The organism is Paraglaciecola psychrophila 170 (assembly GCF_000347635.1).
GTDB lineage: Bacteria > Pseudomonadota > Gammaproteobacteria > Enterobacterales > Alteromonadaceae > Paraglaciecola > Paraglaciecola psychrophila.
This window is the reverse complement of record NC_020514.1, coordinates 1,303,454-1,328,134: the sequence shown is the minus strand read 5'-3', so window position 1 is coordinate 1,328,134 and position 24,681 is coordinate 1,303,454. Positions and strand designations below refer to the sequence as shown.

The window sequence follows — 24,681 nt, the reverse complement described above, 5'->3', positions numbered from 1 at the left end:
AAAACATGACTCTGTGTTATTAAATTATTTATTGTTGCGCCTGATACACCTTTTTAAAGGTAAACGCTTGGGATGTTTCTGCCTTAGCATTGAGCAGCGCCAACCTATCTTTCGCTTCTTGAATACTTGGGTAATGCCCTGCAAGCAGCCATCATAAAGCATACGTTTGTTTGGTAGTAGCTTCAAACCACTCCTTTTTACGCTTCAAAAAGTCAATGTTAAGCGTTTTAAACATAAACTGCTTCAACACCTCAACCGATTGCCAAACAGACATATTCACTAGCATATTAGGGTTAAGTGTTAATAAAGCAATTTGTTATCTCAGTCAAAAAAGTACGATATAAAGACAATACTTTTTCTGGCGCTTCCAACTGTGGGTAATGCCCCACATCTAGCGCTGTGGTTCTTGAATGAGGAATAATGTCGATATAATGATCGAGCATATGTTGCCCTGAGATGGGGTCGTGCACACCATTGATAAAATATAGAGGTACAACGGTGCTGATCATGCTTTCTACCCAACGTTTTCCGTGCTGGTTGCGTTCATCTATATAACTTAATAACTTGGGTAAAACCTTTTTGCCATTATTGTGCTCAATGAGTTGCCATAAAATATCTATTTCATAGTCACTAGGTTGACTGTCGGCAGCAAATATTTTGTTAAAACCTCTGGCTAAACTCGCTTTATTCATAAAGTGACTGGCTAAACCACCGAATCGACTTTTCAATAACTTCTGAGCAAACAAAGGCCTGTGATGAGAAGCAAATAAGCCACCATTTAAAAAACAAATAGATAAAATCTTAGCCGCGTTATCAATAGCGTCTTGGCGACTTAATAGTTCTTGGGCAACCGAATCACCATAATCGTGGGCCAAAATATGGTATTGCTTCACACCTTGTTTACTCAGTAATGCCTGCACAATGTCGGCTTGCTCAAGCAAACTATATTGATGTTCTGAGGGTTTATCAGATAAACCAAAACCCAATAAATCTAGACTCAGTAAACGGTATTGCGCGGCTAAATGTTTCCACTGAAAATGCCAATCCCAAGCGGCACTTGGAAAGCCATGAATAAACAAGATGGTTTCTTGTTTAGGATTTCGTTCAAAGTTAAGTGATTGCCAATGAGCGATACGATGGCCGCACAACTCACTGAAATCAGCATGTTTTTGATAGTTTTCAAAGGTAAGTTGCTTCAAAAGTTATTGATCGTAGCCAGGATTAGTTCGGTCTAATTTACGCAATATTCCCGGCCATGCCAAGGCTCCTCCTGCAGAACGTGTCACTTGCTTAGCCTGAGCCTGAATACCCGCCAATATCTGAGGCGGAATAAGGATCAGTTCTTGGCCACTGGCCTGAGCTTTCAGCTGAATTTGGCATGAACATTCTAGTAAATACATCCCTAAAAATGCATCGGCAATAGTTCCAGCACAAGTTAACAAACCATGATTACGCAAAATCATAAATCGGGTGTCCCCCAAATCAGCCACCAAACGTGACTTTTCATCCGGATTCAGCGCTACACCTTCATAGTCATGGTAAGACAATGATGAAAGAGCAAACAGAGATTGTTGACTTAGAGGTAACAATCCTTGTGCAGTGGCAGACACGGCAATACCTGCTGCGGTATGCAAATGCATCACACAATGAGCATCTTCACGGGCTTCATGCACAGCACTATGGATCGTAAATCCTGCTGGATTAATCTCATAATCCGAATCCATCACTTTATTACCTTGCAGGTCCACTTTGACCAAACTCGACGCCGTGACTTCTTCAAACATCAGACCATAGGGATTAATTAAAAAATGATGCTCTGGCCCTGGTACACGTGCCGATATATGAGTGAAAACTAAATCATCCCAGCCAAACATAGCCACTGCACGATAACTTGCAGCTAAATCGACTCGGGCTTGCCATTCTTGTTCACTGACTTGTTTTTTTACTGAAGCTGCCATTGGTATCGCTCTTAGTTGAATATTTATTAACATAAGATAAGCTATCAAGCACGATCCAAACTGTCGCCAAAATGACAATTGAGAAGTTTATATGCCATTAAATGAAATTCGAAAAATTCTCTCGCAAAATGCATGGTTTGCTTCTTTGCCAGAATCGTTAGCGGATACGTTACTTGAAAAAGGTAAGGTGAAAGTTCTGCACGACCAACAAATATTGCATCAAAAAAATGACTTGGCGGATGGATTTTATTGTGTTGTTAGCGGGCGTATTCGTATTAGTAACTTCACAGTTGAAGGTAAAGAGCTGGTATTGACTTGGATCCAGCCTGGTAATTGGTTTGGTGAAATTTCAATGATAGACGGTCAACCTCGCACCCACGATGCTCATGCTGAAGAGACAACAATACTATTAAAAATACCTAAATCCGTATTTGAGCAATTATTTATCGCGCACCATCAATGGTCGCAACATATTATGCGTCTGTTGTGTCTAAGAGTGCGCGCTACATTCAGCCTGATAGATGAAACAGGCTGCCTATCCTTGAAAGGGCAATTATGTAAAAGGTTAAGTCTGATGCATCAGGGATTAGAAGAACAACAATCAAAGAACATGGAGATTACGATTTCTCAAGATGCCTTAGCGCAGCTTATTCATAGCTCAAGGCAAACAGTGAACAAAGTTTTACAAGGTTTACAAACAGACAAGGTTATCGCACTGCGTTACGGAAAGATCGTCATTTTAGACAGAAACGCCCTTGAGACATTAACTCAGATTTAAAGCAGAAGAGTTATAGCACCATATTCACAATTAAAATTAATATACCAATTAGCCCCAGCACAAATATCACACCAACTATTGCATAAGGTACAAAAGACGTCTGTTCAAAATCACTTTTATAATTGGCATCGCTCTGCACACCTAACACACTAGCAGCAACACTTTTAATTACATGCCATAAATTTTTTTTTGCCATCTAAGTATGATCTCTGTGTTTGTAACCTTGATTGACCATTTATGTACAACCAATGCCTTGTTATCGATTTGCTGCAAAGTGTGCCATATCAAGGGAGAGAAGTATTGATAGTTTTATGCCATGTGGGCCACATGTACCCTTGCAGGCTTTTGATTTAATTCCTTCTAACCAAACACTCTTCTTATAAACTGCATCCAGCACGGCTGACACCTGCACGTTACCTAAAGGTCAATTGCAGCAGAGGATCCCACACTTTTTTTCACCAGCAATAACGCCGCTTCATGACGGGCGTGCACAAAAGAATGAATATTGAGCCCTGACATCGCAGATTGTTCGGCGCGGCTATTCACCTTAACAATCAATTTGGCCAGGGGATAATAATCCAGCACCGCTTGGCAGATGATTTTTTTGGTTATCAAGGTATTCATGGTGATAATAATGCTGAATGACTGCTCAACTCTGAGAGACTCCAATACGGAGAGCTTTTCCAAGTGACCAAAATAAGCCTGATAACCACGCTCCCGGGCGAGTAATACATGGGGTAAATTGTCAGAGATAATCACAAAGCTCTTATCTTGTTTTTTCAGCTCCTTGGCAACAATGCGCCCCACTATGGTAAAGCCACAAATAATAATATGATTATGAGCGGCTATAGGCGTAATTTTGTCTGATTCAAAAAATTCCACCACAAAATAAGACGCCAATTTATAGATATTATTCACCATAAAAGGCGTGACTATCATGGATAACACAGTAACTAATATCAGAAAACTGCCTAACTCTTCAGAGATAATGTGCTGACTGGTCGCCAAAGAAAATATAGCAAAAGAAAACTCACCAATTTGACACAAGGCGATGGCTGACTTAATGGCATCACTCTTGTTGGCCTTGCGGCGAATTAAAGTAAAAATGATCGTGGCTTTCACTAACATGGTCAGCAGCAATACCCCTAACACCAAAAAGAACTCTTGGTAAAAATAATGGATATCTATCTTGGTACCAATAGAAAAGAAAAAGGCCCCAAGCAAGATATCTTTGTATGACGCAATATCAGACTCCACTTTTACATGGTAATGCGTCTCGGCGATAATCATGCCGGCAATAAATGCACCGAGAGAATAAGTAAAGCCCATTTCATGGGCCAATAACGAAGCACCCATCACTATGCTCAACACTGAGCCTAAAAACAGCTCTTCGAGTTTGGCATGGGTAGAAAAATGCAATAACCATTCAATCAGTTTTTTACCTAAGGTAAACATAAAAATGATAACCGCGGCGGCCGACAGCAGGGTTTTTATTAGGATTTCCTGCATAGACAGTTCGTTATTAGCTAAAAAGCTAATCATTAACAAAATCGGTATCACCGCCAAGTCTTGAAAAATCAGGATTGCCACAGACTTTTCACCATAAGGTGTCATGATATCTTTAGATTTTTTTAGGTAAGTCAGCACGATTGCGGTAGACGACAAACTAAAAGATAAAGCGATCACAATCGATGAGATGGTGTCCAGAGCAAAGATATAATGGGCTACGGGATAAATCACTACAGCACTGAGCACCACTTGCAAAGTACCGTTAATAAACACCACTTCACGCATTTTTTTCAGCTTAGCAAAAGACATCTCTAAGCCAATAGTAAACATTAAAAACACGATGCCAAATTCACCAATTAAGTCCAAAGAGCTTAAGTTTTCACTGCCATTAAAATCGAAGATATTACTGATGATCGTACCGGTAATGATGTAACCAATAATGTGGGAGACAGAGAATTTTTTTAAGATAAGATTAAGCACACTGGCAATGGCCAGAGAGATAAAAAATGATCAGTAGAATAGAGTCCATAATTGCCGCACCAGCCTTAACTTTGTTAACAAAGTTATAACAAAAAAGTTTGTTTTTTTAGTAAACCCTAATTTTATAGAATAAGCATTGATTGGGAGTAAGTCCAATTATACTCATGGTTGCAGGCTATTTTTTTAGTTACTCTTTTAGTTACTCTGAGAATTTTATGTGGTGTTTTGGGGGCATCTCATTGATTCTGATTTTGGAGCATTAAAAATACCCTCCGCAGTACCTACTTTGTAACAATGCAGCCTCAGCTATCAAAGTTATTCCTCATCAAGCATCAGGGGCAATATATCAAAATTGAACTGAATGGAGCCGTGATCATGACTATGCTGTTAATGCTTAGTTAGATAATGAATATTGAACTATCACTTTTGTAGATATCACTGGTATTCGATTGGTGTACTGATTGTAGTAATATATTATTCACTCGCATTGGTAACTAAAATAGGCATAATCGGGTACGCACAAAGTCTATTAAAAGGAAGTTTAAGTTGAAAATAATGATACTGATACTCGTCATGAGTGTTTTTAGCAGATTAGCTTACAGCCAATGTGAATTAGAAGAAGAACAAGTCGATGTATGGAATAAGCTTCTTAAATATAAAGTCACTGAAAGAGCGAGAAACAAACACCGTGAAGCAAAAAAGGTATTTCTAGACTGTTTACGACAGCCAACAAAAGAAGTACAAACAAAATCACCCACAATCTCGACTACTAAAACTCGCAAGACTACAAAAACCAAGTATAAATTCTCACCTCACAAAAGCTCTAATCATGTCACCGTCTCAGATTACACCAATTTTAAGGGCAAGAAAAAGCAAGCATGGAATCTCTATTTCATAGAATCAATTGAATGCTTGACCAACAAAAACGACATGAAAATATTCGTAGCCTGTGCCAATGTCAGAAAACGAAAGCTAAAAACATTTAACGCCAGATGGAATAACCAAACCCAAGAGTTAATGCCTTTTTTGGACAATGAATGAGATAATTGAAATCAAACCAGCAAGCAACTCGCTTTTTTTTAAACAAATATGTGAAATTTAACTATGTCAGAAACCTATATCTCCGAGGGTGGCAAGGCTCGATGTGCTTGGTGTCAGGCAACGCCTCAGTATGTTGCGTATCATGAAAACGAGTGGGGCTACCCCGTTACCGATGATCAGCGTCTATTCGAAAAAATCTGTTTAGAAGGATTTCAATCGGGTCTGAGCTGGCTCACTATTTTGGTAAAGCGCGATAATTTCAGAGCCGCTTTTGCTAATTTCGATTTTAACCTTGTGGCGAAATTTACCGACGACGATGTTGAGCGTTTAATGCTAGACGCTGGCATAGTGCGCCATCGCGGTAAAATCAGGGCCACCATCAACAACGCTAAACAGGCGCAAGAAGTGATGAAAGAATTTGGTTCATTAGCCCATTACTTTTGGCGATTTGAGCCAAAGCGTGATGAAGCTCTTGCCTCAGAGTTTATGGCGACATGCGAAGAATCCGTCGCTTTATCTAAAGACTTAAAAAAACGCGGCTGGAAATTTGTTGGCCCCACTACTATGTATGCTTTTATGCAAGCAATGGGTATGGTGAATGATCATGCTCAAAGTTGCGCTTTGAGAGTAAAATCGATGGAACTAAGGGCGGGGTTGGTTCGTCCCTAGGCTGAGAAATTTTACTTAAGCGGCAGCGCTTGATTTAGCCCTATTCAAAGGATAAAGAAAACGCTTCGCGCCACCGTCGTGATGATTTTTTGAATCGAATCTTTTCGAGCCAGTGACTCTTTTTTCAACAGCAAAAAATAGAGTCACTAGAAAAATGCAACTCACTACTAAAGTTTTTAACCACACAAAAAGACTTAGTCTATGGGCGCCAGCCGCGTTGTCGCTACAAATATTCCATCTAAGCGTCACTCAAACGGCGTCCTGCAAGGCGTCTGCTCGTCATTTACCCCAAACGCGAAGAGGGTCCTGCCAGCAAGTGTCAGCGCCAGGTTCTATGGTTCCCCTTGAATTGAGTAAGAAAGCCCCAAATTCTTGTGGTGAGACATTTATAGTGCAATTGTGCTTGAGCGACTTGAATATTGGTGGCATCCACCTTCGCTATAAATACAACTGACTAAATATGACAGGATGAAAAAATGATTGCAGATCAAAAAGTAGTATCTTTGAACTACACAGTGAAAGACACCGAAGGCCAAGTTGTTGATAGCTCAGAAGGGGCTGCACCACTGGTATATTTACATGGCCAAGGCAATATTATTCCCGGTTTAGAAGCTGCACTTGTGGGTAAAGCCCCTGGTGAAGAGTTTGATGTAACCGTTGAACCAGCCGATGCCTACGGTGAATACAATGAAGAAATTCTACAAGTTGTGCCTCGAAAAGTCTTTGAAGGCATTGAAAGTATTGAAACAGGCATGGTTTTTACTGCCCAAGCTCAAAACGGCCCGGTTCAATTGACGGTCGCTAAAGTTGACGGTGATGATATCACCGTCGATCCTAATCACCCGTTATCAGGTAAAATACTGCATTTTTCAGGCTCGGTAATTGAAGTGAGAGAAGCGACTGAAGAAGAGCTCTCTCATGGCCATGTTCATGGTGAAGGCGGCCATCAACACGAAGAACAAGCAGCAAGTTAAGTAAATAAGACCAGCAAGAATGGCCCGGAGAGAGTTTCATTTCGGAAAAAAGGGGGGAGTGAATAGTAATAAAATTCACTCCCCCCTTTTTTTTGGTCTGCCCCCTCACAACTGTATGCTTTCTGTGGCATATACTTCGAACACAGATATCAATGCATTTATTAAAGAAGCATCCCGCGCGGCGTCTTCTTACCGACTGACTTAATTTCGTGCTACAGCTAAAGAAAGTAACCAAAGAAAGCCGCCGCTACTAAAGTTCTTAACCGCACAAAAAAGCTTAGTTTATGGGCGCCAACTGCGTTGTCGCTAAAAATATGTTCCCTCCAACTATCACTCAAATTACGTGCTTGTCCTTTAAATATAAAAGGAGAGCCAAGGCTTATATTCATTCGGCCTAGGTGTCTTTAGCAGCAGGCGAAAAGAGATTGCTACACTTAACGCAGATTATCAGATGAGACAGCCCTAACTGACATCTATTTATTGCAATATTTAAAAAGAATTTTTTAGTAATTTTAAGACTCCCAGATAATTTTTTCTAAAAGTGGTTCGGTCAAATAGTGTTGAAAGCTTGCCTCAATCTCAGTACGTTTAATTTTTAAAGTGGGTGTCAAAAGGTCATTTTCAACGGTCCAACTATCTTTGAGTATGATTAAATGATCTAATACCTGATGGCTTTCTAGTTTAGAATTTGTTTCCTGTAAGGTCGATAATAGCGACTGAGTAATAGATGCATTGGATTGTTTATTTTGTGAGTTCATTACGACTAAAGCAATAGGTTGCTTTCTGCCTTGACCAAAAACACAAACTTGCTCTATATCTGGGTTATGTCCTAATAAGCTTTCGATTGGTATAGGCGCAACATATTTTCCTTTGGCTGTTTTAAATTGCTCTTTGGTGCGACCAATAATCTTGAAATTTCCATCAATTGTCTCGAAACCCATATCACCGGTTCTAAACCACCCGTCGATAAAGCTCTCATTAGTTGCTTGTTCATTTTTGTAGTATTGTTTGAAAACCGCTGGCCCACGAACTAATATTTATTGTGAGTCGGCAATTTTCATTTCCACACAGGTAACTGATTTTCCAATACTTCCGAGAGCATCAGTTTGATAGGGATAATTAACGCAAGACATTCCTGAAGTTTCGGTCATTCCCCAAGCTTCTGAAATAGAAATACCTATTCCCTTGTACCATTGAAGTATCCCAGGAGAAATAGGCGCGGTACCCGAGAGAAACATACGCGCGTTATTCAACCCTAACGATGTCCGAATTTTTTTTGCTACTAATTGGTTAATGATTGGAATTTTAATAAGAATTGAAGTTTTTTATCTGGCATTTTATTTAAAATTTCGCCCTGGAATTTAGACCATAGACGGGGAACTGAACCAAACATATTTGGTTGAGCGACCTTAACATCATCAATAAAAGTGGCTAAGTTTTCAACAAAGAATACCGAGCAACCTAAATAAAAAGAAAGGGTTTCGATAACCGAACGTTCAGTAATGTGTGCTAAAGGAAGATAGGACATAACATGGTCATCGGCAGTGGCTTTCAACCGAGCCGCAGTCGTCAAGGCTGCTGCGCCAATGTTTTGGTAAGTGGTCACTACCCCTTTTGGTTTTCCAGTACTCCCAGAGGTATAAGCAAGCGTCATCGTGTCTTCCGAGTCTGCGGTATGAATCTCCCCTAAGGGTTCGTTATCAAGCAATGCCTGCCAGGAGTATTGCCCAGAAACACTCGGATAAGGAAAAATAATTCTAGGGATATGTTGTGCAATCCCTTCCTGTGCTTCGACTAATCCGTCCAACTTGCCGACAAAAACGACTTTAGAATCGCTTTCCTCAATAATATATTGAATGGTCTCTCTATTTGCCGTGAAGTATATAGGCACAGAAATCATTCCGGCCATCATAATGGCAAGATCAGCAATAAACCACTCTGCACAGTTTTTGGATAATATGCCGACTCTATCACCTTTTGATAAGCCCATTTTCAGCAACGAACAAGCTATCTTTCTTGCACTAAGATCGACATCATTCCATGTAAATATCTTAAGCTGACGATTTATTGGCTGATGTAAATAAGGTTTATCGGGGGTTGTTGCGCTAGTTTTGAGAAACTAGATTAAGGAGTTAAATTTGTCACATCTTGTCCTATTTTCCCTTTACATTATCAAAACAAGAGACATCAGTCCCTACTTATTTATTTTTTTGATACCTGCGGGATCAGGTTTGTTGAAAAATAAAATCATTTGATTTTTGGTGTATTAAACACCTTGGCTCTTCTATCACCGCCTTATCGTGATGGCTTGGCTCTTCTGAATAAGGTATTGGAAACCTGTTCAATAAACGGCTCATCATCTATTGCCCATACCTTATTTTTGGCATCGCGAAAGGTTTGGATTGTATTCTCGGATAGAAGTAAGAGAGAAAGACTCTGATAATTTGACCATAGATACGCAGCCAGATGTTCAACCATTCTAGCTCTAACGGGGTTCAACTCAATGTAGCGATAAAGTATTAAAAGACAACGTTCAGTGTCTACTAAGATCGATTCGAAACGACTTTCCCATAATGTACCCGTTCGTTGATATGTTTGATTGATGTACCTTACGTAGCATTTTCCTAAGTTTTGCATGACTTAACTGAAGCCATCCGTCGAAGTAGCAGTCACTAATTAGTGAACACCGTGTGTCATTAGAACAAGTGCATGGATGGAAAAATTATATTTATTAGCAACATCTTTGAGTTTATCTAAATAAACTTCGTAATCCTGCTAAACAAAAAGCAGGCTTAGCGATTATTGCTTCGTTGATTTATGTGTTTCGGCCAACCAGCTATGGACAGTCGAGATAAGCAAGCCATTTTATATTCCTTTACATTATTTTTGGTACGTAAAGTCTAAATCATAGTTCCATTAATACAATTTAACAGCTTTAAACGAACCTGACCCCGCAGGTCCTTATATGGCTCTGCCCCTTTTATATACCGAGCCAACTCAGATAGCTGAACAGTTTTTAACTTGTGGCTTTTTTTCGTTGTTTGGGTTTAGTCGTCGCAGTTGTTTTTTCTAATTTTTCCAGCGCCACTAGCAACTGCTTTCTCTGAGCGGCAGTTTCAACTGTACGTTTTGAAAGATGACTAGGGTGCTGCTCTCGATCTAGCCAAAATTTACCAGAGACTTTACTCGCTTCTTTAGCAGCAGCTAGCCAAGTAATAGTATCCGCTCCTTGCTCAGGATTACGCAGAAAACACTTAGTCACTCGATAAAACTCTGGCAAGGCATTGACAACCCCAGGCGTGTCTACCCAGCCAGGATGCATTGCATTGACGCTTATATCATCACCTTGCCAGCGCTTAGCCCATTCTTCAGTCAAGATCATTAAGCCACGTTTTGCTCTTGCATATGCAGTAGAGCCTGAGTATTCACCGCGTTGGCTTTGTAAGTCGTTAACCTGAATCTTTTGCGAGTACATTCCGCCCGACAGTACGTTGACGACTCTTGCTGACTCAGACTTTGCCAATAATGAATGCAATCGTTCTGTAAGGATATAAGGCCCAAGTAGCAACAAGGCAAAGCTCTGCTCTAAACCCTCAGTAGTTTGTTTACGAGGGTTAAACAAAGCGCCGGCATTATTAATTAATATATCAACCTGATTACCTGCTTTAAGCAGACGGTCTGCCAACGCATGTACATCTTTCATTAGCGACATATCGGCAAGCTCTATATTGATTCGAGTATTACCAGTTTGCTCTATTAGTTCACGTACAACTTGTTGCGCTTTGTTTTTATCACGAACTACCAATGTTAACTCTGCGCCAAGTTCAGCCAATTGTTTCGCAGCTGCCAAACCAATACCCGAAGTTGCTCCTGTTATGACAACATGGCGATCATACATATATGCTGACAGCGCATTCCAGCGCTTACGAGAACTTGTATAACCCAAGCGAGTAAAACGCCAGACACCTGGCAGTATTAGCTTGTCGGCGGCTGCCAGAACGTTTGATGCCTTGGGAGTAGTAAAATTGTCTTCTAACGCTTTTCTTAAACCTTCAAGTGCAGTGTTGCCAACCCAATTCATTACTGCAGGATTTAATCGACTAATAATCGCTATGGGCGCTGGGAAGTTAAAGTTTGCGATATAACGCACCTTGGTGCCGGTATCAGTAGTGGTAAATACAATTTCTTCTATGGCTGTAAATAGTGTTGAATCGACCGTCATTAACAGGCGCTTATTCACTTCAAATTCAATAATTTCATAGTACAGACTAAAGCCTGCTTTCATATCGATCTGATAACGGCTGCCAATGCCGGGTTTCCCAGTAGTTAGCTTCGAGGCCGAAGCTACAGCGGGATCCCATTGCTCAATACGTGAGAATTCACTCACGTAAGCAAATGCCTCATGGAGCTTGCGTGTCACTTCAATAGTTTTATCTAGGGTAATAACCTTGCTCATATTACCTTCCATCGTTAACATATATTTGTAAAAAAATACGCGGCGAAGAGTATTTTAGTTCAGCTATGGGTTAAATGATTTGCGGCGTCTAAGAAAGGTGAGATCAAAATTAGATAAAAGGGTCATAGGCTTTCATATTAACATCACCAACGAAGATCACTTGCCGGTTGTTACCCCGTTAAATAATATGTTCTAGCACGCCAAGCACTGAGACTTTTGGCTTTCTTGGCAAAAGAAAGACTTAGTTGAAGAGATTCAATTAGGTTTAACTGTCAGTGTAGATCTGCCCCTCTTATTTTCATTAATCTTCTTTTATCTACAGAGCACTTAGATGCCTCGATGTTTAATAGCACTCGTTCTTTTGATTTATTCGTTGAATACCAAAATAAGAAATAAGTGGGGAAATATCTAACTTAATGATTTAATAGTTAGCCATAAAGCCACATTAAATTTGCGCACTCACCGTCATGAATGAAGATATTATTATTGCGCTTCCTTCTCTCATTCACCGAGTCGGGGGCGAAACGGCTAAACAAGCTAAAGCAATTGCATTACAGTATGAGTGCGAATTAAAACGAGTACGTCGCTCAAGAAATTGGAATGTAACGGGTGATGCGATAAAGGTTCAAACTTACGCCTTACAGCTAAAAGCTCATCAAATGATTTCACAAAAGTTAAATAAACAAGGTGATGGTGAGTTTCATTACCTTATCAAGAAGATTGAAACTGCTTTATTGGGACATGCTGATAAATTAGAAACTTTGGAAGCAAAGTTGATTCGATTGATCACGCAAATCCCAAGTATCACGTTATCAAAATTGGTATTACTCACCCATTGCACCGAGGCAGAGGCAAGAGTTGCTCGCTTTGAGGCTGAAGGCTGGTAAAGATATACCCAAGTGACCTCAAGATGCCGGTTCAGAGCTTAGGCAGGAATTCAGTGCAAGGCGCAACATGTAGGGAATGGCATCCCCTTTTCAAATGTTGTAACGCGGCACTGGGTTTCTGCCTAAGCTCCCTTCGGGCGGGTTTCAAATCCCCAACTACTGCGTTAAAGGTATAGGACATAGAAACGCTATGCCGCAATACCTTTGCCTTGTATTTGACGATTTGAATTCCCGCTGAACTCTGCATCTTGAGGTCACTTGGGTATACATCTATTTTCTAAGTGATAACAGTGCTACGGCAAATCGCATCATTAACGGCCTTTACTCATTTGGGTAGATTGAAATTATAAAGATACCCATTGTAATAAATCGAAAAACTATTTTTTGGGCTGCTCGTTATTATGGTTATCTGGTTAATGGCTTAATTTGAATCTGCCCCCTTTTATATTTCGCTGATTTCAAATACCCAGTACAATCCGCAACAAAGTATTTCAACGTTTACAGAGTGAAGCTCAGTCATCTTCAAATCTCTGGAAGAAGCGCCTGATGTGGCTATTTTTGGTGGCAATTAATCAATGAAATATTGAACCGAAATATCATCGAAGAATAGAATCGAAGTATTAAATCGAAGAACTGAATGGAAGTAATGAATGCCTACAGAAACACGCAGCTTTTTAATCACTAAGTCCGATAGTAGCCTTAAAAATAAAACGGGCAAGGTTTATTCAGTGCCCACAGGTTGGGAAAATTTACCTGCTGGAGATGCCTCGGTTACACGCAAGTTGAAATCCCTAGGGCCGACTTGGACAGTTCAGGAAAAAAAAGGCCGCAAGGCATTTTCTCACGGTGTTTGGGCTGCAAAAGAACAGATTGAAGAAGCGATAACACTTGTCGGAAGCGCAACGAGCCGATCCCAAACATCAAAAGAAATTAGCCCAGGTCAAAGTTCGCCGCGAAGAAAAGGAAACGGTCTTCGGGCGAAGACTTTCCAACAAGAGATCATTCAATTTTCTAAACTTTCGACCAAAAAAACTCCACTGTTTGGGTTGAGCCAATGGTCAAAAGCTGGTAAAAGAACACGCGGTGCCCGTTGGTAGCGGTACAGTAGCCCGTAGCTCATCGGTAACCTTGAATGATAAGGCGGCCTTGGCGGTCATGGCCTGGATGCGACATCAAACCAGTGCTTATGATTCAACACCTGTTGCGCGGGTTAAAGGCGCAAGGCGCGAACTAAGGCGACAGATAGCGCGTCAATCCGAACGAATTTTAGTAAAATACCGCAGTGGAGATGATGTCGATTTTAAGGTTTGCCCGCTTTATAAGGCTTTGCATGCAAAATAGAATGGGTTCAAGCGCTGTTATCACGCAGGCCGTTTTTCTCTGTACGTCATTCCGGTGTGCTTTTTAGCCGGAATCCATTCTTTTGTAAACAACCACTATGATGGCTGTGCTGTATATTGATTTAACTTTGTTCTGACCCCGATAGTTAACTTGACCCCGATAGTTACCGAATTTAAACAGCTCCGAATTATCATGCCTGCCCTGTTAATTCTTGCTGTTAACTCTTGCTCAAATTCATAAAAAACTCAGCTTATATAGCAACTGTAACAAAGGACTCAATTTTGAACTGTATCCCAATGGATGCATCACTTAATTAGCTATTACTGGACTTCCATAAAAATGGCCACTATTGTGCCCGTACTAAAAATATAATAAAAAGCCACATCTCATGCCTAATAAAAAACTAACAACTGTGATTTTTACACGCTTTTTTACTGTTGTAATTGCTCTTTTCATATTGCAGTTACAGGTTCATGCAGCGCCGCTGGTTGAACAACTGGTCACCATGGATGATGGACATAAACTCACCTTGTATAGTCGAAGCGCTGAAAATCCAACGGCAGCAATCCTATTAATTCATGGCCGTACCTGGAGTGCCCTGCCGGATTTTGATCTGGTCACGGCACAAGAAGACTTGTCAATGATGAATGCATTAGTGAAAAAAGGCATGGCCGTTTACGCAATTGATTTACGTGGATACGGCAAAACACCCAGGGATAAAAGTGGCTGGAATACTCCTGAGCGAGCCGCTAAAGATACCTCGATGGTGTTGGATTATATTGATGGACGCCACAAAGCACTCAAAGGTACAACAGTCTTCGGTTGGTCTAACGGCTCCTTAGTCGCGATGCTAACGGCACAAAAGCATCCTGATAAAGTGAAAAATCTAGTTCTATACGGATTTCCAATTGATACAGAGATGACATTTGAAGACAGCCTGATAGACCAAATACCGCACAAAAAACCAACCACGGCCGAGGCTGCAGCTGAAGATTTCATTGTGCCTGGCACCATTTCAAAAGAGGCGATCGATGCCTATGTTAAAGCCGCACTCGAGGCTGATCCGGTTCGCGCCGATTGGAATCGGCTGAGCCAATGGAACCAACTCGATGCTGCCAACATTCTTGTTCCAACCCTACTCTTGCAGGCAGAGTTCGATCCTCTCGCCAACCTGGATGCGGATGCGCTGTTTTTTAAAAAACTGGCTACTCAGGACAAGCAATGGGTCATTTTATCAAATGCGGATCATGCTGCCTTGTTAGAGAGTGCAAGATTTAGGCTGTATCACGCGGTGGTTAGTTTTATGCAATGGAGTGAGTTGTAGGGAATAGCAGGGGCGTAGTCAATTTAAAGAATAGCTTCCCGCCAGTTTGCGTGGAAATAAATAAGACAACCATCCTTGAAGAGAGTGATAGAAGACCCAGGGTGTTTAACACTAATACCAATAACGATAAGTAACCTGAGATCTGCTTAAGCGATAATCATAGAGTTCAGCTCTACGTCAGTTAAATTGAGGCTTGGCTTATTTTCTTTTAAACAATAAGCGACCAATCCCGCGAGTAAATTCAGCATAAAGCCGTTCATACTCCGATGCCTGAGTGTTCGATATAAGAAATATTCTTAAGTTGGTCGTTTATTGTTTGAATTATATAGCGCCTTGAAAGCATGGCTCTATCCCACAACGATATAGCTTTTGCTTTCATATTTTTGCGAACGGTTGTGATGAGACTTACACCTTTGTCTAATAAATCCGCTTCCAAAGCTTTACTCAAATAGCCTTTGTCTCCATACAATTTATCAGTCAAGCCTTCTGCTAATTCACGTACGGGTTGAGTGTCATGCACATTGCCGGTTGTGACTTTCGCAGCAACAATTTCACCGTGATGATTGACGACTAAGTGGAGCTTGAAGCCATAAAACCAACCCATAGTACCTTTACCTCGTTGAGCGATACCGTCGAAGGTTTTATGTCTAGGTATTCGGATGTTATGACACACCTTGATGCTTGTAGAGTCAATGAATTCATGTCCTGATGGCTTTCCTTTAAGTGATGTGAAGTAGGCACACATGGGCACAATAACTCTAGGCATGACCTTTATAAATTGTGTGTAACTCAATAAATTTGGAAACGCATTTTTGTAGACAAGAGATACATACCCAAGATAATAGTTTTTGAAATTACGGTAATGTGACATATGAAAACTGACGACAATCGTCATAATTTCACTGGTGGTCATTTGCCCTTCTCTTTGACGTTTTTGCGTACCGTCTTCAAGCAGTTGTTTACGCTATTAAGGTATAAATACTTTGCAAAAATCATCGACATCACAAAACAACTCAACTAATCTACTCATGCCTGTTCCTTTTTACATTCATCTCTTTTACTCGACAGATCGGATCTTGGAACAGGCATTTATTTCAATTCTTAAACCAGATTCAGGTAAGGTAATTCTATTTTTAAATGAACCTGCCCAAAAGGTTTATTAATAAAATGTTGCTACACCTACTGAAATTGACGACTCTTTCAAAAATAAAATGAAAAGATAAGGAGGTGGAGACTCAGCAGCATGCAGTCCTAGAGGGGATTGAAAAGCCCCTCTTTTTAATAGCTGATATAGGGATTATGCTCTAAGCCACTCACACCAGTGTGTTGTTAATACTTATTCAAACCAAATCCAAATGGATACAATGCATTTTCTGCATCTTGTGCCAAAGGTAAATCTTCATAAAGATTAGGCCATGATGTTGGCAACTTTCCAACGGGGGTAAAGCCATTAGCACCAAACAAAAAATCAGCTACCCCTGCGCCTTCAGAGCCTGGTAACCATGCTGCAATAAACGCATCACTTTGCTTAATAGTGTCGGTAACTGTCATTGCTCGCCCTGAAATCAACACGACGATAACCTGTTTCCCAAACGTCTTGCATCGTGTAATCATATTTCGTTGGGTTTGAGTTAAATTCAGGTTGGTTGAATCGCCCATAAATTCTGCATAAGGTAATTCACCTACTACGGCAATGACTTTACTGGCCTGCATGTCTGCTGTGCATCCCATTGGCTGATACTGTGCATCGGGAACAAACCCATGGATACCGTCTAATATTGTTGTTGCACTAGCATAACCGTGCTTTTGGCCTTGCCAATGAATAGACCAACCACCACTTTGCAAACCACTGTTGTTAGCATGCTCACCCACAACCGCTATTTTGTCTGTAGATTTAAGGGGTAATGCGTTTGCTTCAGATTTCAGTAAAACAAGGGATTCTCGCACTGCCTGTCTGGCCACTTCACGATGCACAGTAGAGCCAACTAATGCTGAAAACTCCTTTTTTACGAAAGGGTCTTTAAATAAACCGAGATCCAATTTTAACCCCAATATCCGTGTTACCGCATCATTGATCCGTTTCATGCTAACGGTGCCATCAATGACTGTTGCTTTAAGTTTTGCCATAAACTCGTCGTGGTTAGAGGGTTGCATCGCAATATCAATACCCGCATTAATGACCGTAAAAGGTTCTCCCCAGCGAGTTCCACCTAACCAATCAGTTACCACTACCCCATCAAAACCAAGCTGACCTTTTAATACGTCTTGCACCAAATGTTGATGTTGATGCATGTTGGTGCCGTTTACTGAGTTAAATCCCACCATTATTGAAGCAATTCCTTCGTCTACCGCCGCTTGATACGGAGGTAAATATCTGTCTTTTAATGCTTGCTCACTGATAATAGCGTTTCCGCCTTCTTTTCCGCCAGTCGTTGCTCCATCACCTAAGTAATGTTTGGCCGTCGCCGCTATGGTATGGCGCTGACCTAAATTAGTACCTTGATGGCCCTGTATAGAAGCAATAAGCGCTTTGGTGGTGACATTTGCATCTTCAGAAAATCCCTCGTAAACACGCCCCCAGTGCTCATGTTCTGGCATGGCAATAACTGGCGAAAACGTCCAATTGAAGCCGGTTCCAGCGGTTTCAATTGCAGTGATTTCAGCAGCGCGGCGGATTAAATCGTAATTGCGAGTGGCACCCATTCCGATATTGTGAGGAAAGATAGTTGCGCCTTCAAAGGTATTTTGACCATGAACAGCATCAACCGCAATGAGTAGTGGAATACCAAGCCGAGTTTTTAAAGCATGAGTTTGAAAAGTATCAAACGTTGTTACCCAATCACTGATTTTAGGGCCTGGCGTGGCTTCCCTTGTGTATGAATAATTGAGGGCAATGGTTCTATGTGTGAATAATCTCGGGGTGAAACACTGTTGTGCCAAAATGACTGCGTCATTTGGCCAATTTTGTCATGTAGAGTCATCTCTTTTAAGAAAGCGTTGATTATAGGTTCTTTACTATCGTATGCGCAGATATCGAATTTAGCGCTACGCCGAATACACTGTACGTCAACCATATTGGTTGGCATAGACTCTGTTGTTTTTTGCATCGTACAGGCCTGAATCAATATCAAGCAAAGACATGCATAAAGAAGGGTTTTAAACTTAAGTGGGGTCATAAAAAGTAGTTCACAGATTGATTTTTTCTGTGTGTAAGTTTACACAATCAAAAAGGTTTTTAAAATATCGTGAATTAAAATGGTTGCACTTACCAGTCACCTAGCCATCTTAATAATAATGAATGGGTTGTGCGTTTAATACCAATCCGCATTAGGTTTTCCCCACTTTAAGCCAGTCCCGTGAGCACATTTTTGTCACGCGTAATGTATCGCTTACAAAGTCATTCCAAGCGAGCGTGCAGGCATCAACAATATCCTCATAGCCGCTGAAACAGCGATTAGCCAAATGATGCTGGCGTAGCCAACTCCATACTTGTTCTATTGGGTTTAGCTCTGGGGAGTACGGGGGCAATTTAATGATATTCACATTTTTAAACCCTTCGACTAATGAAGCTTGATGCCATCCCGCCCCATCCATTATCACCACTGCGTATCTACCGTGTTTTGTTTTGGCTGAAATCTGTTCTAGGTGCTGTGTCATAATACATTTATCAACATGAGGTACTATTAATGCTTCTGTTTCACCTGTCGCAGGGCACACTGCACCAAACAAGTATGCATTGCTGCTGCCTAACGGCTCTAGGTCGACGACCTTTCAATGACCATAGGCGCGTGTGGTGGTATTCTGCGGGCCTATTCTCGCTTCATCCTGAAACCAAAAATCGACTCTATCTAGCGAAATATGTCCGGGGATCAATCTGATTGTTTCAATTTGAAGTTTTTTTGGGCTTCTTCAGATTGCTTAGGATGTTTTGAGCGACTTGTCGTCCAAGTGATGTTCAATGACTTGAGTAATTTATAAATCGAGTTTTGATGATAGTTGACTGAAAAAGTTTGTTGAATATAGTTTTGTAGCATCTCGCCGTTTAGACGCCCGCCACTCGTAGACTAACTTTGTTTCTCGATGTAATCGAGTAGCTCGGCTTTTTGCTGGGAGGACAATAGAGAAGGTCTTCCCGATGGTTTTTTACTTTCAAAGGCGCTAATACCACCTTTCAAATAGTTGGCAACCCATTCATTAACCATCCTTCGACTAACGTTCAACGTTCTGGCTACGGAAGCTTTATTTTTACCTGCCTTAAAATGCGCTATGACTAATAAACGCATGCGCATTCGATGCTCTTTAACCTTGTTAGAAAGCGCTTTTAATTGCTGTTCAGTATGATGATTCAAAAGAATTACAACGTGATTATACAATAGACATATTAGATCACATATTTAGACGTATTGGTATAAATAGACTCTGGCGCTGTCGTTTTTTATTTTTTAATCACAGTTTGCTTAACACCATGACATGCTGCTGCGGTAAATAATCGTCGGTGCGCTCAAGAGTGGGGCAAGCAAATTATAAAGATATATATGGACGCTCCCGTGATGTCAACATAGTACTGTACCTTCGTGCTGATTTTCAGCACAAATACCGTTTTAATCTTCTTTTACCGTTAGTCTGTTGTGTTGAAGGCAGTCTTAAAAATGGCTTAGTTCTGACATATATTCAGGCTCTTTATTGAAATGGTTTTATCATTTCAGGCCTCTGATGAACTCCGTTCCGGGTACCGGGTACCACATCGCCTTTAAAATACCCACACGGATTAATAATCCTTGTCATAGCCTGGCTTTGATGTGGTAGGGCAGACCGTTTTCTTCATCATATACTGACTAAGCGGGTTGGTAAAAAGGTGTTATCCCGAGTCTTGCCTTCCACAACACCCACACAGGCTTGGTGCCTTTGTCCACAACGGAATTAAGCAAAACTGGGATAACGTAAACTGTTTCATATTATGCGCTCAGGTTGGCTGCTGTAACGCGATAGTGCTCTTGGCGAGAAAGTAATATCCAGATTAAACGAGCCAAACGGTGAGCCATGGCGACTGCCACTTTATTAAACGGTTTGGTTGCACGAAATTTCAACGCCCACAAAGCTAATGGGCCTGTGCTTTTTGCTGCTCGGCTGACAAAGGCTATCGCACCGTGTATCAATTGTTTACGTAAGTAACGGTCTCCACGCTTAGTAATGCCGCCCATTTTACTGATATTACCCGATGCATGTGGTTTGGGCGTCAGCCCTAACCACACTGCAAACTCTTTAGGATTGTTAAACGCCTGGCCTTTGTCGATGGCGGCTAACAACGCAGAAGCATTAATCACACCGATACTAGGAATACTGCGTAGGATTTTTCCGCTTTCACTTGCATCGACAAATTAATCTAACTGTTTTTCAATACTTTTGAGACGGTTAAGTGTGATGTCATATTCGCTCAACATGTCTATCACCATATCTTGTAGTCGATGACTGTATTGAGGGTTATCTATCACACTGGTTAACCCATTTAGCAGGGCTTTGTGACCACAAGGAAACACTACCCCAAACTCACTCAATAGCCCTTTAGCTTGATTACTCATCGCTGTTTTGTTTTTGATAAGTCGCTCACGGATACGATGTAAGCAGGATATTTCCTGTTGGTGCTCAGACTACACCAGCACAAAGCGGATATGAGCTCGTTGGCTGGCCTCTGCTATGGCAAAAGCATCGTTGTGGTCATTCTTGTTACCTCGCACAAAGGGCGTGACATGTTGGGCAGGGATAAGCTTGGTATCATGGCCTAATTTCGCTATTTCTCGCCCTCAGTAATGAGATGAGTAACAAGCCTCCATGACCACCACAGTCGGTGACTGCTGGCGCATAAAGTCGAGTAACTCATTGCGCTTTAACATCTTATTAAACTGAGGTTTTATATGCTCATTCACCCCGCATACTTGAAATACATTCTTTGCTAAATCGATAGTAATTGTTTTAAGCTTCATCTTGGAAGTTCCCTATGTAAATAGTCTTGTTGGAAATACTATTTTGGCGCATTGACACCGTATTAGGGAGCGTCCATCTCATCATCTATACTAATAAACACAAAACTATTTTTTGGGGCTGGTCGTTATCATGGGTGTATTATTAATTCTTCTCTATTTGGTTTTATTACGGGTCGCCTATTTACAATTTGTATTCCAAGTATTGGGTCCACACCTAAAAGACAGCAAGAATGCGACCGATAAAATAGCCGCATTCATGCAATCTGTAGAGCGTTAGCTCGCTTAGCGGCTTGGTATGGTCAAGCAGTCTAAACTGGCATCACCTAACTCGGTACCACCATCAACGGTCAAAATTGCCCCGTTCACATATTTACCTAAATCAGAACCGAGATAGATTGCTGCATCGGCGATATCTTTTAGAACGCCGATCCGACGGGATGGAACTTTGCCAATCATGGCGTCACGAATTGGCCCTTTAGGTGCTAGCCGATCTGCGCCTTCGGTTCCGTCAATTGCCCCCGGGGAAATACCATTGACACGCAAACCTGCAGGGCCCCATTCCAAAGCCAAACATTTGACTAACATGTTGATACCGGCTTTAGCCGCACACACATGCGCTTGAAACGGCATGGGGTTGATTGCTTGCGGTGCAGTAATTGCGATTAATGATGCATCCTTATTCACATAATTAAAGCCCAGATGAAATACATTATAAGTGCCGATTAGGTCGATATCGATTACTGTCTTGAAACCCTTTGGATTAATAGCGACTGCGGGTGCAGGAAAATTGCCAGCTGCGCCAGAGATTAAAATATCAATCTTGCCTAGTTGGTCCACGCTCGCTTGCAGCGCCGCTTTTACCTGCTCTGGGTCGCGCACATCAGCGGACAAAGCGATTGCCTTGCCACCAACCTCAGTCATGATCTCATCGGCCGCAGCCTTTGCTTTCTCAAGGTTTCTGCCTAATACCGCTACGCTGGCCCCAACCGCTACCAAGCCTTTGGCGATACCTAAGTTAATGCCGCTAGTGCCGCCAGCGATAAAGGCAACTTTACCTGCGAGTGTGTTTTGTTGGTACATACGAGTTTACTCCGTTGTCTGGGTAGGTTTTTAACTGGGTAAATCTATTGATGAGTTTTAGTAGCCATATTTTAATTGCATAGGTATTTTTAACAATGACGCTTGTTGTTGATTAAACAGGCATAAATCAGTGACATTCATCTGTTTACGTCTATATATGGGTTAAAATCAATAATAGATGTCTATTCGTTTAATGGCTTTTGCCATTATAATTTCGTATTCGAAAATAGAATGTAGCTGTCGATATACAATTCCACAAATATCAATGCCGCCTACTAAATAATCATCAACATCTCTTTTTTCAAGATTATCAATAGAGTGTCGTAATGAGAAATTTACCAAGGAACAATATATGTTTTTACATCCATATAAATTGATGAATTGAAGTATAGCCCATATCCCAAAATGTTAACTTAAGTTGACCCTGCCCCAAGATTTATTGTTAATTCCAGAGTATATTTATAGTCAAGCTTGTTGGATAATAACTTACTTGACATGAGTCGTTACTGAGTCCGCAATAAGACTTCAACTTAATCTACAATATAAGGATATTTTTAATGCGTTCTACTTCTATCGATGTGCTCCGTGGAATCGCTATTTTGGGTATTCTCTTTATGAATATTCCCTTTCACGCCAATATGTATCTAGGTTATGTGCCATTTGATCCTATGTTGATGTCAGACAAATTGATGACTTTGTTTTACAGTATTTTTGCTGATGGTCGGTTTAGAACGTTGTTTTGTATTCTGTTCGGGGCTGGTATCGCAATTCAATACGATTCGTGTAAACGCAAAGGTATGGATACCACTATATTTTTAAAGTCTCGACTGAACTGGTTGCTGTTGTTTGGATTTTTCCACGGCGTGTTGATTTTTGGTGGCGATATTCTGATGTTATACAGTGTGGTCGGTTTTGTATTAATCAAAGGTCTATCCCATGATCCAGACGTTTTGTTGCAAAAAGCCCATAAATTTTTGGTGATTGGTAGCGCATTAATTTTACTATCTGCATTTTTACTCGTGGCCTTTGCCGATCCAACTGAGTTGATTGTAAGAGGAACTGAACAATATTTAGAAGATATTGAGCTTTGGCAGGGTAATTATGGATTTCAGACTTTGATCAACGCAGGATTTTCGATTGGTTTATTGATAATGTCGCCTTTATGTATTTTTTGGCAGACCTTAGGCCTAATGTACTTGGGAGTATATCTCTACCGAACAGATTTTTTTACACAGGGTTTTTCGTCTTCGACTTTTACTAAAATTGTTATTTCTAGCATCATTAGTACGCTTTTGTTGATTGCTCCTCAGTTATTGATTGATAACCTCAGTGCTGAAGTGATCCCGTTGCTTTCGAGTATATCAGCAATTTTTGTGGGATTAGTTTACGCACATGTCGTTGTCAAGCTGTGTCAAACCAGCGGCAGATTTTCACAATTATTGGCCAATACCGGTAAAGTGGCTTTTAGTCTATATATTTTACAGTCTGTGGTGATAGCCATTTTATTACGTGGGATTGTGCCTGATTTTGGGTTAACAGCCACTCATATTGACTACTTTTTAATTGCCTTAAGTTTTACGGTAATCCAAATTGTGATTGCCAATCTTTATTTGTTCAAATATGAGCAAGGTCCTTTGGAAAAAAGTTGGCGAAAACTGTATAGCAGAAGTGTTGATAAAAAATTAAGGGCGCTAGGAAAAACTCAAGACAATAATGTGTCTAGTCAGTAATGCACCTCAGCACCTTAGGGTCAGGTCTTGTATTTTGCACAAAATTCAAGACCTGACCCTAATCGCGGGCGAAGCATGCTTGGCGATTATTCCCCTTAGAATAATATGTTGAGGAACATTTACCGGGCTGACCGAAGTAATCTAGCCATTTATTTACATCCATGTAAATTAACGAAATTGAAGTATAGCCCATAGCCCAGAATGTTAATTTAAGTTGACCCTGCAGTTTTACCTTACCAGTTTTAGTTGGAACCTGCGGTGTCAGGTTCGTTGAAAAACAGAAATCAGATTAAGAATTTAATCACCAAATCACCATACACAAGTGACGATGGCTATAACCGATTAAATCCAAGGTGTACCAACTCCAAATCACTTGCCATAACTATTCATATCCATAAAACGTCAACACTTGTTCAAGCAATCTCTGTATTTTTAGATCTGTTGATATACTAATAACAACAGATCCGACAGAG

Annotated in this window: 19 protein-coding genes and 5 pseudogenes; 10 read left to right on the top strand and 14 right to left on the bottom strand. The window is 40.8% G+C overall.

The window, feature by feature from the left end; translation table 11 throughout:
• Positions 1–28: 28 nt before the first annotated feature.
• The 3 genes and pseudogenes from C427_RS27155 to C427_RS05745 form a co-directional block, all read right to left on the bottom strand.
• Positions 29–286 (bottom strand): annotated as a pseudogene (locus tag C427_RS27155) (DUF3291 domain-containing protein).
• A gap of 7 nt (positions 287–293) precedes the next feature.
• Positions 294–1,199, bottom strand: coding sequence for an alpha/beta fold hydrolase (locus C427_RS05750; RefSeq protein ID WP_007641791.1), 906 nt, complete (start codon positions 1,197–1,199; stop codon positions 294–296).
• A 3-nt stretch (positions 1,200–1,202) separates the two neighbouring features.
• Positions 1,203–1,958 carry a class II aldolase/adducin family protein gene (locus C427_RS05745; RefSeq protein ID WP_007641790.1) on the bottom strand — a complete coding sequence of 252 codons (756 nt, stop codon included), beginning with the start codon at positions 1,956–1,958 and terminating at the stop codon, positions 1,203–1,205.
• 91 nt (positions 1,959–2,049) lie between these two features.
• Between C427_RS05745 and C427_RS05740 the strand changes: the two genes are divergently transcribed.
• Entirely contained in the window at positions 2,050–2,736 is a 687-nt protein-coding gene (locus C427_RS05740; protein WP_007641788.1) for a Crp/Fnr family transcriptional regulator, read from the top strand.
• Positions 2,737–2,746: 10 nt separating this feature from the next.
• Here the strand turns inward: C427_RS05740 and C427_RS05735 are convergent, their stop codons facing one another.
• Together C427_RS05735 and C427_RS05730 are read right to left on the bottom strand one after the other, a co-directional pair.
• Positions 2,747–2,932 carry a DUF2970 domain-containing protein gene (locus tag C427_RS05735; RefSeq protein ID WP_007641785.1) on the bottom strand — a complete coding sequence of 62 codons (186 nt, stop codon included), beginning with the start codon at positions 2,930–2,932 and terminating at the stop codon, positions 2,747–2,749.
• Between the two features lie 221 nt (positions 2,933–3,153).
• Positions 3,154–4,774 (bottom strand): annotated as a pseudogene (locus C427_RS05730) (cation:proton antiporter domain-containing protein).
• Between the two features lie 506 nt (positions 4,775–5,280).
• Between C427_RS05730 and C427_RS05725 the strand changes: the two are divergent.
• From C427_RS05725 to C427_RS05710, 3 genes are all read left to right on the top strand, one after another.
• Complete coding sequence (locus C427_RS05725; RefSeq protein WP_226991254.1) at positions 5,281–5,766, top strand: hypothetical protein; 486 nt, start codon at positions 5,281–5,283, stop codon at positions 5,764–5,766.
• 63 nt (positions 5,767–5,829) lie between these two features.
• Positions 5,830–6,435, top strand: a complete 606-nt coding sequence (locus C427_RS05720) for a DNA-3-methyladenine glycosylase I (protein ID WP_007641777.1) — start codon at positions 5,830–5,832, stop codon at positions 6,433–6,435.
• Positions 6,436–6,911: 476 nt separating this feature from the next.
• A complete protein-coding gene (locus C427_RS05710) occupies positions 6,912–7,409 on the top strand; it encodes an FKBP-type peptidyl-prolyl cis-trans isomerase (protein ID WP_007641774.1) in 498 nt (165 codons plus the stop codon).
• Between the two features lie 512 nt (positions 7,410–7,921).
• Here C427_RS05710 and C427_RS28740 read toward each other — a convergent pair.
• From C427_RS28740 to C427_RS05695, 4 genes are all read right to left on the bottom strand, one after another.
• Positions 7,922–8,350: an acyl-CoA synthetase family protein gene (locus C427_RS28740; protein ID WP_015430557.1), complete on the bottom strand. Its 429-nt coding sequence runs from the start codon at positions 8,348–8,350 to the stop codon at positions 7,922–7,924.
• A 96-nt stretch (positions 8,351–8,446) separates the two neighbouring features.
• Positions 8,447–8,647 (bottom strand): AMP-binding protein, encoded by a 201-nt coding sequence (locus C427_RS28735; protein WP_015430556.1) that lies wholly within the window; start codon positions 8,645–8,647, stop codon positions 8,447–8,449.
• A 44-nt stretch (positions 8,648–8,691) separates the two neighbouring features.
• A complete protein-coding gene (locus tag C427_RS28125) occupies positions 8,692–9,459 on the bottom strand; it encodes an AMP-binding protein (RefSeq protein ID WP_269079246.1) in 768 nt (255 codons plus the stop codon).
• Between the two features lie 966 nt (positions 9,460–10,425).
• Positions 10,426–11,865 carry an SDR family NAD(P)-dependent oxidoreductase gene (locus tag C427_RS05695; protein ID WP_161601935.1) on the bottom strand — a complete coding sequence of 480 codons (1,440 nt, stop codon included), beginning with the start codon at positions 11,863–11,865 and terminating at the stop codon, positions 10,426–10,428.
• Between the two features lie 467 nt (positions 11,866–12,332).
• On the opposite strand from C427_RS05695, the gene C427_RS05690 reads away from it, so the two are divergent.
• The 4 genes from C427_RS05690 to C427_RS05675 all read left to right on the top strand — a co-directional run bounded on the left by C427_RS05690 (position 12,333) and on the right by C427_RS05675 (position 15,417).
• A complete protein-coding gene (locus tag C427_RS05690; RefSeq protein WP_007641767.1) occupies positions 12,333–12,752 on the top strand; it encodes a ribosome recycling factor family protein in 420 nt (139 codons plus the stop codon).
• Between the two features lie 650 nt (positions 12,753–13,402).
• Positions 13,403–13,849, top strand: a complete 447-nt coding sequence (locus C427_RS27150) for a hypothetical protein (RefSeq protein WP_015430553.1) — start codon at positions 13,403–13,405, stop codon at positions 13,847–13,849.
• A complete protein-coding gene (locus tag C427_RS27145; RefSeq protein WP_236613745.1) occupies positions 13,836–14,093 on the top strand; it encodes a DUF2293 domain-containing protein in 258 nt (85 codons plus the stop codon). Before C427_RS27150 ends, C427_RS27145 begins: the two co-directional genes overlap by 14 nt.
• Before the next feature lie 388 nt (positions 14,094–14,481).
• Positions 14,482–15,417: an alpha/beta hydrolase gene (locus tag C427_RS05675; protein WP_007641763.1), complete on the top strand. Its 936-nt coding sequence runs from the start codon at positions 14,482–14,484 to the stop codon at positions 15,415–15,417.
• A gap of 146 nt (positions 15,418–15,563) precedes the next feature.
• On the opposite strand, the pseudogene C427_RS05670 reads toward C427_RS05675, so the two are convergent.
• From C427_RS05670 to C427_RS24630, 4 genes and pseudogenes are all read right to left on the bottom strand, one after another.
• Positions 15,564–16,447: pseudogene (locus tag C427_RS05670) on the bottom strand (IS982 family transposase).
• A 299-nt stretch (positions 16,448–16,746) separates the two neighbouring features.
• Positions 16,747–18,357: a glycoside hydrolase family 3 protein gene (locus C427_RS05665; RefSeq protein ID WP_015430551.1), complete on the bottom strand. Its 1,611-nt coding sequence runs from the start codon at positions 18,355–18,357 to the stop codon at positions 16,747–16,749.
• Between the two features lie 387 nt (positions 18,358–18,744).
• Positions 18,745–19,706 (bottom strand): annotated as a pseudogene (locus C427_RS25660) (IS630 family transposase).
• Positions 19,707–20,372: 666 nt separating this feature from the next.
• A pseudogene (locus C427_RS24630) lies at positions 20,373–21,398 on the bottom strand (IS110 family RNA-guided transposase).
• A 130-nt stretch (positions 21,399–21,528) separates the two neighbouring features.
• Between C427_RS24630 and C427_RS26255 the strand changes: the two are divergent.
• Positions 21,529–21,675 carry a hypothetical protein gene (locus C427_RS26255; protein WP_007642308.1) on the top strand — a complete coding sequence of 49 codons (147 nt, stop codon included), beginning with the start codon at positions 21,529–21,531 and terminating at the stop codon, positions 21,673–21,675.
• Between the two features lie 5 nt (positions 21,676–21,680).
• Here the strand turns inward: C427_RS26255 and C427_RS05635 are convergent, their stop codons facing one another.
• Positions 21,681–22,478, bottom strand: a complete 798-nt coding sequence (locus C427_RS05635) for an SDR family oxidoreductase (protein WP_007642309.1) — start codon at positions 22,476–22,478, stop codon at positions 21,681–21,683.
• Between the two features lie 557 nt (positions 22,479–23,035).
• On the opposite strand from C427_RS05635, the gene C427_RS05630 reads away from it, so the two are divergent.
• Complete coding sequence (locus C427_RS05630) at positions 23,036–24,208, top strand: DUF418 domain-containing protein (RefSeq protein ID WP_007642310.1); 1,173 nt, start codon at positions 23,036–23,038, stop codon at positions 24,206–24,208.
• The last annotated feature ends 473 nt before the right edge of the window (positions 24,209–24,681 follow it).